The sequence below is a fragment of the Paenibacillus nanensis genome, from assembly GCF_003583765.1.
Lineage (GTDB): Bacteria > Bacillota > Bacilli > Paenibacillales > Paenibacillaceae > Pristimantibacillus > Pristimantibacillus nanensis.
On record NZ_QXQA01000015.1, the window covers coordinates 40,447 to 58,034 of the forward strand.

A 17,588-nucleotide genomic window follows, 5' to 3' on the forward strand; every position below is an offset into this window, starting at 1 on the left:
CTTAAGTTAACATTTCGACATCCCATGCAAAAAAAGCCGGGAGGCCTGCGCATAGCGCAACACCTCCGGCTTTCTTGCTTTTTCTATTCTCCTGTTAATTGATATATCCGACGTACTGAAGCAGACGTTTCAGCACAACGGCGGCTTCTGCGCGGCTCGTCGGAGCATGCGGATCGAAGCGGCCACCCGAGCGGCCCGTCATCAGCTCCGTCTCTACGGCGACCAAGGCCGCATCGGCCGCCCAATCCGAAAGGTCAGCCCAATCGGAAGCGCCTGATGTTTCCGCTAAATCGGCATCCTCGATAAGCGAAGCCGTGTCTATGCCTGCCGCTTGTAGAGCCCGCATCAGCATAACGCTCATTTCCTCCCGGGTAATAACGGCATCGGGACGGAACTCGCCATCCTCGAATCCCCGAATCAAGCCAGCGTCGGCAGCTGCGGCAACCTCTTCCGCGAACCAATCATCCGCATGCACATCTTTGAACAGTGGAGGCGCGTCCCCTTCAACTTGCCGCAAGCCGAGCGCCCGCGTCAGCAATGCCGCAAACTCCGCACGCGACACTTCATCTTCAGGCGCGAAGCCCCCTTCCGGCGAGCCTTGTACGAGCAGCTTGCCTGCAAGTAGCGTCACGTCATCCTCCGCCCAGTGGCCTTGCATATCCGCAAAGCTTTTGTCGATCTCAGCCAGACCGTACAAGCCGTTCCCCGTGATAAGCAGCTTGCCCTGAACACCGTTTTCGCCAGCAATAAACCGCGCTGGAACAAAAGCAGGAGCTCCTGTCTCGGCATTAATCGAGATCGCTGTCAATCGTTGACCGGCTTTACTCGCCGAGCTTTCGCCGCTAGCCACCGTCACCGATTTATTCGTATCGGCATTCAACAGCAATTCGCCAAAAAGACCGGCGAAAGACTCGACAGACTCCGTTTGCTTGCCATCGCTAGATACCAATTCCAGCTTGAGAGCGAGCGCAAGCCTTCCATGCAGGGAACCGCCTTGCGAGGCGAGCTGTTCCGCTGCCTCAGATGTAAGCGCCGCTGCTCGCAATCCGATATGCAGCTGGCTTCCCGTTTCCGCATCTTCTAGAGCATCAACTAATCCTTTAACAGGCAAGCGGAATGCTCCAAACGGAGTTTCCAGCTCAATTAATCCGTCCGGAAGCACGGACAGCGCCTGAGCAATACCTTCCGTTGGCACAACAGCCCTGACGCTTAACGCGTCGCCGATGTCACTTTCACCGACGGAATAGCCCAAGATCTGATCGGATTCATCCTTGCCCTTTAATTGTCCCAGCTCCTCAACCATTCGGTCCTTATTGATGCGAAGTAACGCAGTTCTGTCGCCGTTCGCTCCTGTCTCCCACTCCAGCTTTGCCCGTTCAGGCTGCGGTGTACCAATTGGACCCGGAGCAGGGCTGCCGCCGCTATTTCTTGTAATAACAACCGATTTTTCATTTGTCTTGTAATCGTCCACGTAAATTTCGATCTTAACCGTATTGGCTCCAAGCGCGAGAGGGACAACCGAAGAGAAGTACCCTTCTGCGCTCAATGCAGGAACCTTAACGCCGTTCACCCTTACTTCCGCCGTTCCGCTGCCGATGACTTCCGCTTGACCTCGAATCTCGACGGAGCTGCTTGTCGTCTGCATGCCCTCATATTGCAGGTAGCCTTTCAGCATCGCCGATTTTACGGTATCGCCAATTTGGTAGGCGTTAGCGACTAGCTGACGATTCGTCCTCGTGCCGGAAGGATCCAGCGTCGATATAACAAAGCCGCCTGCAGGAATGGCGCTGTTTGTATCGTCCAGCACGGCCCAGTTCCAAGTGATGGCTTGATTACGGTTCGGCATCGCGGTCACTTCGCCGTCTCCGTTCACGACGACCTCCACATTGTATCTTCCGCCGCCGCTCGTTGGACCGTAGTTTTCCGAAAATACGTTGATGTCTCCCTCAACCAGATTGATGTCGAAGTAATTCGCTTCCAAAAATTGCTCTGGCTGGGCCGGAAGACTTAATCCAAGCTGATAATCCTTGACGTACACTTGATCCTTCAGCGAAGCCGCGATGACCGGCCAGTTGACTTGCGACGCGTCGAACAGCATCAAGCCGTTCGAATTCCGAAGGCCGGACTGGAAAATTTCACGCTGGAGCTCCGGCTCCTGCACATTATTCATCGCGATTCCCGCGTACAGCGGAATTTCTCCATTCGTAACGATATTTCCTAACGTGATATACTTCTCCACTTGCGGCCCCGTTTCCTGATAAGCGCCGATCATAAGGAAGTCGAGATGCTCGATATAACCGTTCTTGTAGTAATCGTCCGTATACACGTAAGCGTCACCCAGCCCTAGCCGCTCATCGTAGCGGAAGTTCGGACTTCCCCAATGGACGCCGTTCAAATAGTAGGTTTCAAACCAGGAACCGACATAAGAGGAAACTTCGATTGCTTTTCCCGACTGCTCCTCGTACGCGTCCACCATCTCTTTTACTTCTCCAAAAAAGCTCTTGATCACACCGGAACGGAACTCCCACCATTCGTTGATAAGCGGTCCGTTCACGCGAGTTGTGCCCTCGTAGCGGAACACGTCCTGCGGCCATGCCGTAAGCGTCTTCCCTTTGCCGGCCAAATACGCCTCGAACTTGGCGCGGGTCTCGTCGCTGAAGTCCGCCGTTTCGTTATCGTACCGTCCGCGGTCGTGAATAACGCCGTCCACGTCATAGTTTTGGATGACTTCACGGTATGTGTCCAGCTGGAACGCCCGCACTTCATCATTGGCTGGATTTACGAATGCAACCAGACCTTGTGCCGAGCTCTCCCGAAGACGCTTGATGACGCCGCCGTCCTGATGCTTATATACCCGCTCTTCCCAGTCCAGATGATCGTTCAGAACCGCAAACTCTTGGCTGGCGATGGAGCCCTCTGCGAAATCGTTGATCGCCGCATGGATTTTGAGGCCCAGCGCATGTCCATGATCGATAAACTCCTGCAGCAGATCCAGCTCGGGACTCGCACCCGCTTTGCCCGAAGCCTTAATTTCGCTGACATACGGCCTTCCGGTTAAAGTGGCTTTTTTATAAGACACGAACCCTTCCACGCCTTTGACGTCGAAAGCGATATCCGTTACGCCGCTGTCCTTTGCCTTTTTCAAGAACTGGTACACGTTGTCGCTCGTCTGGAATTTCTTCGCATTGGACGCCTGATCCACCCACAGAATGACCTGTTTCTCCCCTACAAAGCCGGGGCGCGCGTAGATCACCAGATCTCTTTGCTGCTGCAGGATCCCGTTTTTGGTGACTTCGACCTTCGCGTAGTTTACGCCAGCCTCCAGCGGAAGCTCATAAGAGAAAGCACCATCCGCCGCAAAAGGCACCTCCGCGCCATTCACTTTCAGCTGCGTAACGGCATCTTCTTCCAGATTGCTAAGCTTTCCGGATATCGTGGTCGAATCCTTTGTTTCGGTGTACATGTCATAATTGTCCAGGCTCATTCTCACCAATAAACCGTTGTCGCCCATCAGCTCGGAGACTGGAACCACATCTCCGTTCTTGCGGAGCTTTATCGCATCGCCGACTTTGAAGTAGGTGGCTAAATACCGTTTGATCATATTGTTCGCATAGGAGGAATCCTGCGCGTACAGCACATAGCCGCCTTCCGGAATATCCAGCTCCGTCGGGCCGCTCCAGGCCGGCGGATTGCCGCCGATGGATGGATTGACGACATGCGTCACTTTGCTGTCCGGCCCAACCTGCACGGCTACGCTTGTGGCGGGAACTGTCAGTACGGTGCCGTAATTGCGGGTGTACAAGCCAACGAAATCGGCTACCCCTGCCTCCGCAGGAGCCACATCCATAACCGTTATCTCTTTGCGAGGTCCTTCAAGCGAAATGGTAATATCGATCGGAGCCGCTTCTACTTCGATATAGTCACCGACCTGGCCGGCCCTGTCGTAAGTAATGACCACCGTCTTGGCCGACAGCTCCGTTTGTTCCCGCCACAGCTTCACCGTCACTTCATTGCCTCCCTCTGCCAAGGAGAGCGTACGAGCGAAGCTTCCGGTGCTGCCAAGCTGTGTATCGGTGTCGTTAACCGTAACCCGCAAGCCTTGGTCCGGTCTAAAATTAAGAATCGTGCCCTTCAACTCATAGACAGGTACCGTAACGCTCACGGCATCCGCTGCAGGCGAAGTTAAAGCCAGCCCTGGCTGCACGTTCAGAAAATCATCGGCGCTAACAGCAGCTCCGTCCCTCATCAACGTTATGACATCCCCCGTTTTGAAATGCTCGTAAACCGGCTTCCGGTATTGCGATGTCGACCAGTCGGAATCGCTGGCCAGCACCACATAGCCTCCTTCCGGTATTGTTACCCGGTGACTGGCTTCCCAGGAGGCAGGCTTTCCATTGCTGCCTAACTCCGGGCTCGGACCGTGCACCTTCTTAATAAGGCCGGTATGATCCACCTCCAATGCGAGATTGCTTTGCTTGACAAAAACTTCGTTGACGTTATCGGTATTCGTCACTCCCGCGCCGCTTGTGAACAAGGATATATAATTGCTTTTTTGCGGCGGAGCGTCGACATTCTCGTTCACATATTGAACGGCAAGCTCTGTTCCGCCGTCCTGCGAGACCAGATACACCGTACCGTTAGCGGCAAGCGGAGCAAGCTCTCCCCCCGGCGCCAACGCTTCGCCCTCCGCTGCAAATGCAAGCTGCGGCAGCGATGTCGCAAGTAAAGCGAGGACAAGCCATAAACTGCATAACCTAAAAAAACGCTTTGTCAAATCATCCACCATCCTTAACCAGATTGGTTCTGCTTGAAGTCGCTTGGCAAACAAGCAGCCGCGCCCGCGCGGCCGCTTTTTTGCCGAAGTGCTCTAGGATGACTCGTAAAACTGCCGATGACTCGCGTTACTGCTTCGTTGATTGATACCAGTCGTTCGCGGCCTTGACGTACTCCTCCCCGCCTTCTGCTTTCCACTTGGCCAGGAACGTGTCGTAATTGTCGATGCTCTCCGATCCGGCAATGTACATCAGCACTTGATCGTCCAGCAGCTTGGTAAGCTTCTGTTTATTGCGGGAAACCGCGTCGATCGGCGGCGCTGTAGACATCGGATCCACCACGATCGTTGTGTTCGCTGCGTTCGCCTGGAACGCTTCATAATAGGATTGCAGGACCGGATCCTTACGGACGCGCGCTTGCCAATACGTCGGATAGTTGTGCTCGTCAACGCCGGTCATGAATACGCTTGCATTCGTCAGATCATCATTGAACTTGGGCAGGATCGGATAATATTTGCCGTCCTTCAGCTCATGATGGACGCCTTCCTGACCGATCGCCAGTCCCTTGAACGTGTCCTTCTCCAGCTTGGCGTCGATCAGCTTGATCGCATCCTCCTTCAGCTTCGACACCTTCGGCACCGCAATGAACCAAGTCGTCGCGAGATTGACGCCAACCTTCGCTTCGCCGTTACTGCTCTTCAAGTAAGGAATGATACCGATCTTCGCTTCGGGGAAGTTCTGCTTAAGAGCGGCTTCCGCACTCGACGCGCTCCACCAAGCCAGCTTATACATCGCCGCATTGCCGCTCGAGAACTTCTCGATCGCCTTCGCGCTAGTATTGATCGGCATTTCGGAATCAAGCAGGCCTTCGCTGTAAAGCTTGTTCATATAGGCCAAAAATTGCTTCATCTCCGGAAGCTCCGCTTTATGTACAAGCTTGCCGTCGATGTCGTTCCACTCATTGACAACGCCGAAGGCGGTTGCAATATCGCCGTAGATGGAATCCTTCGTTCCCGTAAGCGGAACGATGTTTTTCGCTTCTTTGATCGCCTTCAGCACTTCATACAGCTCATCGGGGTTCGTCGGATGCTGCAGTCCCAGCTCATCCATCCAGTCCTGACGGACGACCAGCTCCTCGCCGACGCTGATGCCGGAACCCGTTTCCGGGATGGCATAAATCTTGCCGTCAATCATTGCGCTTCCCCATGAATCGTCTTTGATCGCGGCTTTGATATTCGGTCCAAGCTGCTCGATCAGCTCGTCGAGCGGCTCGAGCGCGCCCTCGGTTGCCAGCTTGTAGAATTGGGCGGCTCCCAGCTTCATTAGGTCGAAATTTTGTTTGTTAGCTACCATCAAGTTCAGCTTTTCGTCGGCGTTCTCGGCAGGAAGCATCTCGTATTTAATGGGATAACCCGTCGCTTCCGTAATGAATTTGCTTACCGGATCTTGGTTAGGGTCGAACAGGCCGTACTGCATGAGCATCGTCAGCTCAGGCTTCTCGCCGCCGTCGTTCCCAGCGTCCGGCGTTGCGGACGCTTCGGAATTCGCGCTGGCGGATGGCGATGGCGACGAGGATGGCGCATTGTTTCCGCCGCCGCTGCATGCGGCAAGCGTGAGCGTAAACGCGGCGATTAGGGCTAATACCGAATTTTTTCTCATAGATTAACCTCCCGATTTTGTGATCAAGCCAACTATTGAACGGCAGACCCGTTGACTGGACTTCCTAGCAGCATCACCGCCTCTCATAAGCCTTCTTTTAGCCTTTGACTGAACCGAGAAGCACGCCTTTGACAAAATATTTTTGCAGGAACGGATAAACGAATAGAATCGGAAGCGTCGCCAGCAGGATTGAAGCGGCTTGAATCGACTGCGGTGTCGTGTTAAGCGCCGCATCCACATTGTCCTTCAGAAATTCGCCGCTGGACGATACCAACAGCTCCTTCAGGAACAGCTGCAGCGGCTTCAAATCCTGGTCGGTGATGTAAATCATCGCCGTGAAATAATCGTTCCAGAATGCGACGGCGAAAAACAAAGCGATGGTCGCCAATACCGGCAACGACAGCGGCAGGATGATGGAAAACAGGATCCGGACGTTGCTCGCTCCGTCGATCTTCGCAGACTCCTCAAGACCATCAGGAAGTCCTTCGAAATAGTTTTTGATGATGAGCATATTAAAAACGTTGATGGCCGCTGGCAGGAAAAGCACCGGCAGTTTGTTAATCAAGCCAAGCTCCTGCATAAGCAGATAAGTCGGGATTAGCCCTCCGCTGAACAGCATCGTAAAAATGAACATCAGCAGCAGCCATTTCCTCCCCCTAAGCTGAACGCGGGATAAGGGATACGCCGTTATCGTTGTCACGAACAAACCTACTGCTGTGCCTACGATGGCAAGCAAGACAGACGTTTTTAAGGCGTTCAAAAACATGTCGTTCTCCAGCACATAACGGTAGGTTCCCATCTGAAAGCCAACCGGCAGCAGGTTCACCTTCCCGGATATGACGGCTGATTCGCTGCTGAGCGACTTGGCGATCAAGTTAATAAAGGGAAGCAGCGTCGAAAATCCGAGCAGAATAAAAAACGTATAGTTGAAAACGTTGAACAGCTTTTCCGAAAACGTCTGTTTTAAAGACATAGCCTCACTCCCCTCCCATTACCAGATGCCTCGCTGCAAATATTTCCGGCTGAGCGCGTTGCCCGCGATGACAAGCGTAAACGCGATGACGGATTCGAACACGCCGACGGCTGTTGTAAAGCTGTAGTCTTGATTGCCGATCCCCATCCGGTACACATACGTCCCGATAACATCGGATACTTTGTAGACGGTGGGATTGTACATCACGAGAATTTGTTCGGTCCCGGCTTCCAGAATGCTCCCCAGGCGCAGGATGAACATCAAGAGAATGATTGGAGCGATGCCGGGCAGCGTAATGTGCCAAAGCTGCCTCATCCTTCCCGCCCCGTCGATCTTCGCCGCTTCGTACAGACCGGGATCGATGGTGGCGAAAGCCGCGAGGTAGACGATTGTGCTCCAGCCTGTCTCCTTCCAGCCCGCCGACGTAATAAGCACGCCTCGGAAAACGCTGTTATCGAGGAAGAAGGAGATCGGCTCCATGCCGAGCGCCGTAAGCGCCTTGTTCACGAGACCGCCGTTGCTGGACAGCAAATCGATAAATAAGCCGCTGACGATAACCCAGGACAAGAAATGAGGCAAATAAATGACGGTCTGCACGACGCGTTTAAACAGCATCAGCCTCAGTTCATTCAGCATAAGGGCTATAACAATGGGTAACGGGAAAAGAATGCCGATTTTCAAAAAGCTGATGATCACCGTATTTTCGAACACATGCAGGAAGTCGGGCGAGCTGAACAGCTTGGCAAAATGCTTCCACCCTACCCAAGGGCTTGCGGCGTAACCGTCAAAGATGTTGAAATCCTTGAATGCGATCGTAATGCCGTACATCGGAGCGTATTTGAATAACAGAAGAAGCGACACGCCGGGTATCAGCAATGCGTATAAATCCCAGTCCCGCTTCAGATCAGTAGCCAGTTTCGCGAAATATCCCCGTTTCGCCGACGCGCTTTTCATGCGATCCCCCCTCGGTTTGCTGCTTTCTATCTCAAATTTTAGTCCCGATTTGCGAGGGTTTATAGGGTACAGCCATTACTCTTTTTGGTACTTTGATGTCGGTTTTGGAGCGTATAACAAAAAATCCCGAACCGCTTTCCAAATGAAAGCGTTTCAGGATTATAAATGGCGTTATTTATATGTCAGGTATAGTTACGCCTTAATGCCGCCGGGGGTGATTCCCCAGTACTTTCGAAATACTTTGGTAAAGTAGCTGACATCTCTATAGCCGACCAGCCGCGCCGCGTCGTACACCTTTCCGCCTTCCTGCAGCACGGCTTTGGCCCGCTCCATCTTACGCTCCAGCACATAGGCGGAGAACGATACGCCCGTCTCCTGCTTGAACAACCGGCTAACGTACGACGAGTTGACGAAGAGCCGGTCCGCCACCGTATGCAGCGTTATATCCCGGTCTATTTCCTGATCGACAATCGCTAGAATGGAGCGAATGAGCCCGTTGCTGGTCAATCTCCGCTGGCGCTGCAAATACGCGCAAATATGGGCTACGTTTCGCGCCAGCCAAGCGCGCGTATGCTCCTTGCTGGTCAGCAGCCTGACATTTCCGAAGAAGGCCGTATCATCTCCCGCCACGTCCTTGATCATCCAGCCCTGCTTCTGGATCATGCGGATAAACAAGCTGCTCAAGTAAAGCACGGCCTCGTGCACCTCTTCGGCGGATTCGGCCGGCTCGAGGCTTTTGTCGCATAGGTCCTGCAGCGCTTCGAGCGCTTTCGTCTCATCGGCCAATTCGAGGGCAATCTCGAGCGCCTTCTCCAGCGCCGGCTGCGACCGCACGCCTTGCTGCTTCCGTTCTTGCTCGCGGTAAGGAATGACAATATCATGCCCGTACACGATTCGTTCCTGCAAGGCGCGAAAGGCTTGAGCGTACAATTCGCTCATCTCTCCGACGCTGCCGGCGCCGGAGCAAATACCGGCGCTTGCGGTTAAGTCCAGCGTCTCCCGAGCCCGGGAGAGCAGCTGCATCACCGATGCCTGCACCCGCAAGGCAAAATCGTCCTCGTTATCCTCCGGAGGCAGCGTAAAAACAAGAAGCGTATAGCCATGACGGTCCGGACAAACCCAGCATGATGGAGCGGGCAGCAGCTCCTTCGCCAAGCATTGGAGCGAGAAATGCCGCATCGGCGCATTTTCCGCCTTAAACCGAACCTCCTCTTGCGGAGAAGAGTCGACATCTACAAGCGCAACGGCGATCCGGTCCCGCTCAGACAGCCCAATTTGGTACTCCCTGCATTTGTTCAGCACCTCCTCCGTTTCATAGACGCCTGCCGTCCATTGCTGGAAAAATCCGCTTTGCAAATGCGGCAAATGCTCCTGCCATTTGACCTTCAGCTCCGACTGCTCCCGCCACCGTTCCATTTCCGCGCGAAGCTGGCGGGCAGCCTCCAGCACCGCCGCCAATATCTCGTCCTCGGCGGCCGGCTTCAGCAAATATTGCGACACGCCTTGAGCCATAGCGTCTTGCGCATATCCGAAATTGTCATGACCGCTTAAAATGATCAGCTTAAGCATGGAGCCGTACTCCGGACGCTCTCTCAGCTTGCGCGCGAGCGTCAGCCCGTCCATCTCCGGCATCTGCACATCGATCAGCATAATGTCCGGCCGTTTCCTCTCCGCCAGACGCAGCGCTTCAACGCCGTTCGCGGCCAAGCCGACAACCTCGATCCCGTGCTCTTCCCAAGGGATGTTGTTCGCAAGCCCCTGGCGCAGACGAATCTCATCCTCGACAATGATCAAATTCATGCGGATCTCTCCCCTTTATCCCATGTTTGCCGTTCCGGCGCGCGGAAGCCTTCCTTGCATCGCGCAAGCGGCAGCGTGACGATAACCGAAGTACCTTCCCCCTTGACGCTGCCGATGGCAAGCCCTGCGCCTTCGCCGTAATACAGCTTGAGCCTTGTTACAACATTGCGGAGGCCGAACAAATCTTTGTACTCCTCCTCAAGCGAAAAGAGGTCGTAGTCGGACCGGCTGAGACGCTCCAGCTCCTGCCGTATGTAGGACACGCGCTCCTCGGACATGCCGTCGCCATTGTCCCGAACTTCGATATGGACGGTTTCCCCCTTCTCGATCCAGCTGGAGATCATGAGCATGCCGCCTTCCGTTTTGCCCTCCATGCCATGCAGAATCGCGTTTTCGACCAGCGGCTGGAGCAGCAGCTTCATGATCGGCACCGAGCGGCTTTCCTCTTGAATGTTGTATTGTACCGTGAAGCTGTCCAAGAAGCGTATTTGCTGGATGCGAATGTAGTAATGGAGATGAGAGATGCTCTCATCAATCGTGAAGACTTCCTTGCCTTTATTCAGACTGAGACGGAAAAAGCGGGACAAATTAAGCACCATCTCGCTGATCTCGTCCGCCTCGTAGTTTTTGGCTGTCCAGTTGATGGAATCAAGCGTGTTGTACAGAAAATGCGGATTGATCTGCGACTGCAAAAAATTAAGCTCCGTCTTGGCCAATCTGAGCTGCTGCTCATAATGCTCCTCGATTAAGCGCCGCTGGTTCACGACCATCCTGTTGAACGCTTCCGTCAAATACCCCAGTTCGTCCTGCCGCTTGTTCGGCAGCTGTACGTTCATATTCCCGGTCCCTAGCCGTTTCATCCCTTTGTATAGCTTATCGACAGGTGAAGCGATGCCGATATAGACGATCCATGAAATGCCTATGGCGAGCAGCACGCTGATGACGATAATGCCAACCGTGTACAGCTGCAGTTGATCCGTTTGGGCATAGAGCTCTTTCACCGGCTGAACAAGCGTAAGCCGCCACTTGGAATACGGGGAATCGATCGATACCGTTATTTTACCGTCCGTTGTTTTCGTCGAGCCGGGCACACTGTCTCCATAAGCCAAGATATGGTCCGTTCCTTCTTGATTGCCCGTACCGGCAATCAGCTTGCCGTAATCGCTATATAAATAAATAGTCGCCGAGGGAGATGGAAGAAGCGACTTCATCAATCTCGTCAGCTTGCTCTCGTCGAGCGTGATGATAACGATATCCGCACGACGTTTGGTATTATAAAGATCCATCGTGCGCATGAGCGACACGCTGTCCGTATGGACCAAATCTCCGAACGTCTCATCCCCGGCAATCGGATCTTCGGCGAGCACATAAGTAATTTCCGTTCCGCTTGTAATTGCCGTATTTTCCAGCCATTGCTGCTGCTCCGGCGAAGCCAGCCGGCGTCCCCCATAATGGGTGGAAATCATCATATGGGAGGGCTGGTGGTACAGCGATATTTGCGACACGATATGATTAATGGAATTGACATTGGACAGCTCCTCCAATAGCCGCGAGAACTCCACAATCGATTTGGGCGACAATTCCTCGCCGCTCGCCGCCAGAAGGTCGATAAACGCGGGATCCGTCGCAATCAGCGTCGAGATCTCCTCGACATTTTGAAGTGTCAAGTCTATATAGTCCATGGCCGAGCCCAGCACCGCTTCCGACCGTTCCACCGCTTGATCGTGCAGGATGATGCGCGAGCGTTCAACGGCAAATAGACTGACAATGACAAGCGGCAGCAAGATCAGCAGGAAATAACAGGTTAGCCGAAATTGGATTTTTCGGGGGAAGAGCTCTCGGAACCACTGCACGGGATTTCTCATGGTGATGGACTCGCCCCTCCCTTCTGCCGCTCGGCATACCACGCATTCACTTCATCTGTAATTTCCGCTCCCCCTTCCATATACCACCGCTCCACAAAAGCGTCGAACTCGTCTAAAGGAACAATGCCCATCACAATTTCCGTAAAAATTTGCTGCAGATCCTCGAGATGTCCGGCATATTTGCTCATGGCGGGCGTCGGCGTGCCGAAAAACTGATTGCGGATCAAATTCCGCTCGATGATTTGCAAATTTTCGTACAGGTGAAAGTCGCCGAGCGAATCCAATCTAGCCTTCGCCATCTTGGGATCAATCACGTCTACGAGAGCCTGATAAATGCCGCGGTACAAATGCTTGTCGTGCTCGGCGAAATTGGTCACCATCTTGCCGTCCTGCATGGTCCAAATCTCGTTCTGGAAGCCGAATTTCAAAGTCTCTCTTCCTTTGCCTGCTATAAAGTTGAGCAGCTTAATGACCTCTTCGGGATGCGTTGTCCCCGCAGGCACGACATTGAAGCCGCGTATCAAATCGGTATCATACACGCCGCTGTAGCCTTTTGGTCCGACGGGATATTCCAGCGCAATCCATTCCGCATTCGGATCTTTCTTTTTGTTAAGCGCAATGGGGCCGCGCGTATCATACCATGCGGCGGAGAACATGCCGACCCTGCCGTTTTCGATCTTTTCGATAAATACGCTGTTGCGGTTAAGCGGAAATTCCGGGTCCACCAGCCCTTCGCGATACAGCTTAGCGAGGAAAGCGAGCGCCTCCTTCGTTTCGGGAAGCGTGCTACCGTTCACCAGCTTCCCATCCCGTTCGAGCCATGAATTCAGCTGTACCCCAAAGGCGCCGAAAAACGGAGCGGTTCGCCCCATATTTTCCGTAAGGATAAGACCCATAGTATCATGCAGTCCGTTGCGGTCGGGATCGTTTTTGGCAAAGGCCTTAATCACTTCGTAGTATTCGTCCAGCGTTTGCGGGGGGGCGAGCCCCAAATTGTCCAGCCAATCCTTGCGCACATACATGAGCTCGATGCCCTGCACCTCCGTCAGGCTGGGGATGGCGTAAATGTGGCCGTTATAACGCATGCGTTCCCAAGCTTCTTCGGGAATGTACGTTTGGAGATCCGGTCCGAACTCGTTAATGTAATCGTCCAGCGGAAGAAAAGCGCCTTTTTTGACGTATTCGTCGTACCATACCGGATTGTAGCTGTGAATCAGATCGGGCAGGTTGCGGGAAGCCATAATAACATTCAGCTTTTCCTCGTAAACCTCCTGAGGCGGAATGCTTACTCGCAAATCCAGTCCGGTCTCCTCTTCTATGTAATGGATATAGGGGTTATCGTTCTCATCCAGGCCTTCGGGGAACACCATGCCCAGGTCGTTAATGACCATGGAGATCGGGACTCGGCTCTGCTCAGCCTGCACGTCCTTATCCAGCGGTTCGCAGCCTGCGGCCATACAGGAAGTCAAGATGATTAAAGCATGAACAAAAATCAATTTGTTGCGCTTCATAAGTACCCCCTCCGTCTATTTAGCTGTAAAGCCCGGATGATTCGGCTATATCGCCGTCTCCCCTTTTACGATCCGATTTCGAGGCATCTTCTCAGTTCGGGCAATATCGCGTCCGCCATTTGGACAAAGCCGAAGTCGGTCGGATGAACGCCGTCAACCGTACTGTCCCCGTAACGGCTGCCGAGCAGCTTGCCGCCATCCAGGAAAAATAGCCGGTCATCGCCCTGCCGCGCGAGCTCCTCCACCAGCGACTGCTGAAACGCCCGGCGCTCCTCCAGCTCAAGCTTCAGCTCTTCATCCCAGTCGATACTTGGAGGCAAGATGCGGGATATAAGGAGTATCGGCACTTTGGGGTGCTTCTCGCGGTAGATCGAGATGAAGGACGGCAGTGTTTCCTGCAGCTTAGCGAGCCCACCGCAATTGGCTTCGTAATCCAGCACGAGACAAGCGGGATTGTCGATCTGCGCAAGCATTCGGGCCATCTCCGGCTCTCCCTTGCCGCTGCCTGAGAATCCAAGATTCAAAAACTCCAGATTCACGCGCCGGCTAAGCTGGCTGGGATAAGCCATCCCCGGCCGCGACGCGCAAGCCCCTTGCGTAATCGAGGTGCCGTACACGATGACTCTCCCCTCGTCGTCGAACGGCGGTGGCGCCATAAGCGAAGCGCCGGCTCGCAAACCGATAGACACCTCCTTGACGGCTTGATATAAAGGGAAATAAATCGTAATCAAGCGCAGCCGCCGCCGCTTGTCCCGATGCAGCAGCGCCGTATAGCTGTCTTCATGCGGAGCGAAAGCCGCCGTTCCCGCAAATTGCTGCTCGCCGAAGACGCCCGCATAGCAGTCAAACCCGCATTGTCCGGTCGGTGCCATATGGTACATATCGGCTCTCTTCAGCAGCTGTGCCTTGATGTAGATCACATCGGAATCCGTCATAAACCGGATTTGGCCGCCTGCCGTATGGTTGGCCAGCCAGTTGACAGCCTCGGGAATCGGCTCGCTCGGCTGCAGCGGCAGACGCCGGTAGAGACGATCCTGATGAAACCAAGCAAATCCTTCTAAGCGAAACGGCATGCCGGCGGGATCATGCCAGCAAAGATCCATTTCCTCGCTTTGCTCATGAACAGCCGGCGTCGCCGCCATTTGATTGTCGTATTTCTCCAGCCGGGGTTCCGATTGGTCGCCCATGATGGATGTCCTCCTCTCATCTATGTTATTCATATTTTATTAACGGTTACAGAACGTATCAATAGGTTGCACCGCATAATATAAAATAAAGCGTTTTCAACTAAGAGGCTTCTCGATAGAACGGCAATAGCCCGTAAAGAAACAGGATGACTGTCTCCTTACGGGATAGATTGCAGCATATCGAATCTACTCGAACCAGATTTCCCGGCCCTGCGCGGCGGATTCGTATACGCCGCACAGCATTTTCATCATCTCTACGCCGTCCTGCACCGGGCTTAGCGTCGTCTTTTTGCCCTGGCATACTTCAATGAAGTAGTCGATTTCGTCCTGGAACCCTTGAACGAATTCGAAGGAAAGATTGTCGATCTGCGGCGTCGCGTTCAGAATGGTATCATATTTCTCCATAATCAGCGTCAGCTCCGGCTCGAGCTCGACGCCGCCCTTCTCGCCGAAAAGCTTGACGGTCAGCTCATCCTGCTTGGCATGCAGGGTGAAGCTGACATCCACCAGCAGCGAAGCGCCATTCTCGAACCGGATCAGCGCATTGGCCATATCCTCAACGGAATTCAGCTCGGCATTGTAGTCGGCCGCTTTATAAAATTTCAAATTTTTAATATTCGAACGATTACCTAGCCGGTTGTACGTATTTCCGCTAATGGACTTTACTTTCGGTCTGCCCATCAAATACCAGCAAAGATCGATCACGTGAACGCCGATGTCGATCAGCGGGCCGCCGCCAGACCGCTCCTTATCGGCAAACCAGCCACCGGGATTGCCTAGCTTGCGGATACAGGAAGCCTTGGCGTAATAGATGGGCCCAAGCTCCCCGTTATCGACAAACGACTTTACGATTCTTGTATTGGAAGCATAGCGGCGGACAAATCCGACCTGGAGCGTCTTGCCGGAATCCTTGACGGCTTGCTCCACGGCAAGCGCCTCCTCCAACGTTTTGCTCAGCGGTTTTTCGCAAAGCACATGTTTGCCGGCTCGCAGCGCCGCAATACTGATTTCCGCATGGGAATTGTTCCAGGTACAGACGCTTACCGCATCTATGTCCGGATTAGCCAGAAGATCCCGGTAATCCGTGTATACGTGAGGGATGTTATATTTCTCCGCTTTGGCCTTCGCCCGCTCTTCGTTCAAATCGCAGACGGCGACGATTTCCGCGGTTTTATTTTTGTTATAGGATCCGAAATGCATTTCCGAAATCGAGCCCGAACCGATTACGCCGATTCTGACAGTACCGCTCATGGATTCCTCACCTCGTTAATAGATTTATAATTAAACCGGGCGCAGCTCCGGCCATTCCAGCTCGACGCCTTCCGCAGTCAGCAGACTCTGAAAGTCGGCGAGCTCGCTCGAAGAGCCGCGAACGTCCCGCGGTTTCAAGCCGCGGTCCAAGCAGAAGCTGGCGCAGTAGCCTGCCGCTTCGCCAATATTCCATTCCACGGGATGCAGCCGGTAGCAGCCGTTCGTGATATGAGTCACTCCGATATTTTTACATGCCGCCAGCAGGTTGTTCACCCGTACCGGAATCAAGCTGCCTAGCGGAATTTGGAACGGCAAAGAAGAAATGTCGATATAAGGCCGGTTACCCGTGCTTGGATGCAAGTCGATGCGGTAGCAGCCGATGCCGACCGAGTCGCCGAACCGCTCTGCCTTCCCGTCCGGGCGGCAATCCGTCGCGACATGCTGCTCGAGCACCGTAAACTCCGCTTTGATTCTGCGGGATTCCCGTATGTACGGATACATCGCGAGCCCATCTTCCGTTCCAACAACGTCGGGGCGAAGCCGCAGCCCCGGGTACCCCGTACCGCCGTCCGGACGCGGCGCCTCGGTCTGCAGCCAAAAAAGCAAGGAAAGACTGAGCTGCTTCGCCGCATCCAGATGGCGCTGCCGTTCTTCCGGCGCTACGTCGATAATGGAACCGAGCCAGTAGTCGTTCTGCGGCCAGTTCACCAGCGAGATCGAACTCTGATAGGTTCCGGGAACAAAATGCTCCCGCTTCGCGATCTGCCGGTATTGGAATAAAGAAAATCGTCCCGTACCTGGGAACAGCTCATATTGGACGGGCTCATTCGTGGAAGGCTTCACGCCGGTCCAGCTCAGCAATCGGTCAGGCCAAAACTCCGCCTTGTATTGACGCCAGAACTCATATTGCTCCGGCTTAGGGATCGTATGATCTTCGCCTTCCAAGTAATCCATGGCGAAACAGTACGTGAAGCCTTGCATGTCCTGCGGAAGCGCTTCCCCATCCACCGCGTGCGGCTCTCCGGTTTCCTGCCGCGACTCGGCTCCCGTCACGTATTCCACGCCTGCGAGCGGCAGCAAGTCGCCGCATTCGGTCGCATCGAGGAAGAACGGCGCCTTAAGCGTAATGGTATTCCCGGTGTCTAAACTTTTTACCGTGACAGAAACGATCTCGTCGCCTGATGTTTCGGCTCCTACCGGCACATACCGCCTCCATATCGTCAATTGCCCGCTGTGAACATAGGGAGCAAGCCGGCTCTCCAGCACGGCAAGCGCCGCTCGCGGCTCATGACACAGGCGGCTGACCGAACCGCCGCCTGGATTAAGCCGCCCATTCCGGCGCGCTTCCTCAGTAAGCGGAAAGTTGTCCCGGTAATACGAGCGGATTCCTTCACGAAAGCTGCGGTAGCTTCTCGTACAGCCGAAGGATTCGATCCATGGATGCTCATCGGGAGGAACGGCCTGACTGGTCAACTGACCGCCGATCCACTCCGTTTCCTCCGTCAAGATGACGGTTTTCCCCGACTTCGCCGCGGCCAGAGCGGCGGCGATGCCGCCGGTGCTTCCTCCGATGATGACGATGTCGGCTTCTCTTGTACGTATCATGGCAAATCTCC

Annotated in this window: 10 protein-coding genes; all 10 read right to left on the bottom strand. The window is 54.1% G+C overall.

Annotation, left to right across the window (positions count from 1 at the left end; genetic code table 11):
* Positions 1-94 precede the first annotated feature (94 nt).
* Positions 95-4,783 (bottom strand): S-layer homology domain-containing protein, encoded by a 4,689-nt coding sequence (locus D3P08_RS20490; protein ID WP_119602081.1) that lies wholly within the window; start codon positions 4,781-4,783, stop codon positions 95-97.
* A 118-nt stretch (positions 4,784-4,901) separates the two neighbouring features.
* Positions 4,902-6,431, bottom strand: coding sequence for an extracellular solute-binding protein (locus tag D3P08_RS20495; protein WP_119601987.1), 1,530 nt, complete (start codon positions 6,429-6,431; stop codon positions 4,902-4,904).
* A 97-nt stretch (positions 6,432-6,528) separates the two neighbouring features.
* Positions 6,529-7,404: a carbohydrate ABC transporter permease gene (locus D3P08_RS20500; RefSeq protein ID WP_119601988.1), complete on the bottom strand. Its 876-nt coding sequence runs from the start codon at positions 7,402-7,404 to the stop codon at positions 6,529-6,531.
* Positions 7,405-7,422: 18 nt separating this feature from the next.
* Positions 7,423-8,358, bottom strand: coding sequence for an ABC transporter permease (locus tag D3P08_RS20505; protein ID WP_119601989.1), 936 nt, complete (start codon positions 8,356-8,358; stop codon positions 7,423-7,425).
* 192 nt (positions 8,359-8,550) lie between these two features.
* The gene (locus D3P08_RS20510) at positions 8,551-10,158 is read right to left on the bottom strand and encodes a response regulator transcription factor (protein ID WP_119601990.1); all 1,608 of its coding nucleotides are present in this window, start codon (positions 10,156-10,158) and stop codon (positions 8,551-8,553) included.
* Positions 10,155-12,023 (bottom strand): cache domain-containing sensor histidine kinase, encoded by a 1,869-nt coding sequence (locus D3P08_RS20515; RefSeq protein WP_119601991.1) that lies wholly within the window; start codon positions 12,021-12,023, stop codon positions 10,155-10,157. The genes D3P08_RS20510 and D3P08_RS20515 overlap by 4 nt, the downstream gene beginning before the upstream one ends.
* Positions 12,020-13,534, bottom strand: coding sequence for an extracellular solute-binding protein (locus tag D3P08_RS20520; RefSeq protein WP_119601992.1), 1,515 nt, complete (start codon positions 13,532-13,534; stop codon positions 12,020-12,022). Before D3P08_RS20520 ends, D3P08_RS20515 begins: the two co-directional genes overlap by 4 nt.
* A 65-nt stretch (positions 13,535-13,599) precedes the next feature.
* The gene (locus tag D3P08_RS20525; protein ID WP_240647675.1) at positions 13,600-14,721 is read right to left on the bottom strand and encodes an SGNH/GDSL hydrolase family protein; all 1,122 of its coding nucleotides are present in this window, start codon (positions 14,719-14,721) and stop codon (positions 13,600-13,602) included.
* Between the two features lie 186 nt (positions 14,722-14,907).
* Positions 14,908-15,972, bottom strand: a complete 1,065-nt coding sequence (locus D3P08_RS20530; protein WP_119601993.1) for a Gfo/Idh/MocA family protein — start codon at positions 15,970-15,972, stop codon at positions 14,908-14,910.
* Positions 15,973-16,002: 30 nt separating this feature from the next.
* Positions 16,003-17,577 carry an FAD-dependent oxidoreductase gene (locus D3P08_RS20535; protein ID WP_119601994.1) on the bottom strand — a complete coding sequence of 525 codons (1,575 nt, stop codon included), beginning with the start codon at positions 17,575-17,577 and terminating at the stop codon, positions 16,003-16,005.
* Positions 17,578-17,588 lie beyond the last annotated feature (11 nt).

Excerpts from the sequence above, each read along its gene's own strand:
- D3P08_RS20495 (WP_119601987.1), bottom strand. The coding sequence starts at position 6,431 with ATGAGAAAAAATTCGGTATTAGCCCTAATCGCCGCGTTTACGCTCACG.
- D3P08_RS20500 (WP_119601988.1), bottom strand. The coding sequence starts at position 7,404 with ATGTCTTTAAAACAGACGTTTTCGGAAAAGCTGTTCAACGTTTTCAAC.
- D3P08_RS20505 (WP_119601989.1), bottom strand. The coding sequence starts at position 8,358 with ATGAAAAGCGCGTCGGCGAAACGGGGATATTTCGCGAAACTGGCTACT.
- D3P08_RS20510 (WP_119601990.1), bottom strand. The coding sequence starts at position 10,158 with ATGAATTTGATCATTGTCGAGGATGAGATTCGTCTGCGCCAGGGGCTT.
- D3P08_RS20515 (WP_119601991.1), bottom strand. The coding sequence starts at position 12,023 with ATGAGAAATCCCGTGCAGTGGTTCCGAGAGCTCTTCCCCCGAAAAATC.
- D3P08_RS20520 (WP_119601992.1), bottom strand. The coding sequence starts at position 13,534 with ATGAAGCGCAACAAATTGATTTTTGTTCATGCTTTAATCATCTTGACT.
- D3P08_RS20525 (WP_240647675.1), bottom strand. The coding sequence starts at position 14,721 with ATGGGCGACCAATCGGAACCCCGGCTGGAGAAATACGACAATCAAATG.
- D3P08_RS20530 (WP_119601993.1), bottom strand. The coding sequence starts at position 15,972 with ATGAGCGGTACTGTCAGAATCGGCGTAATCGGTTCGGGCTCGATTTCG.
- D3P08_RS20535 (WP_119601994.1), bottom strand. The coding sequence starts at position 17,577 with ATGATACGTACAAGAGAAGCCGACATCGTCATCATCGGAGGAAGCACC.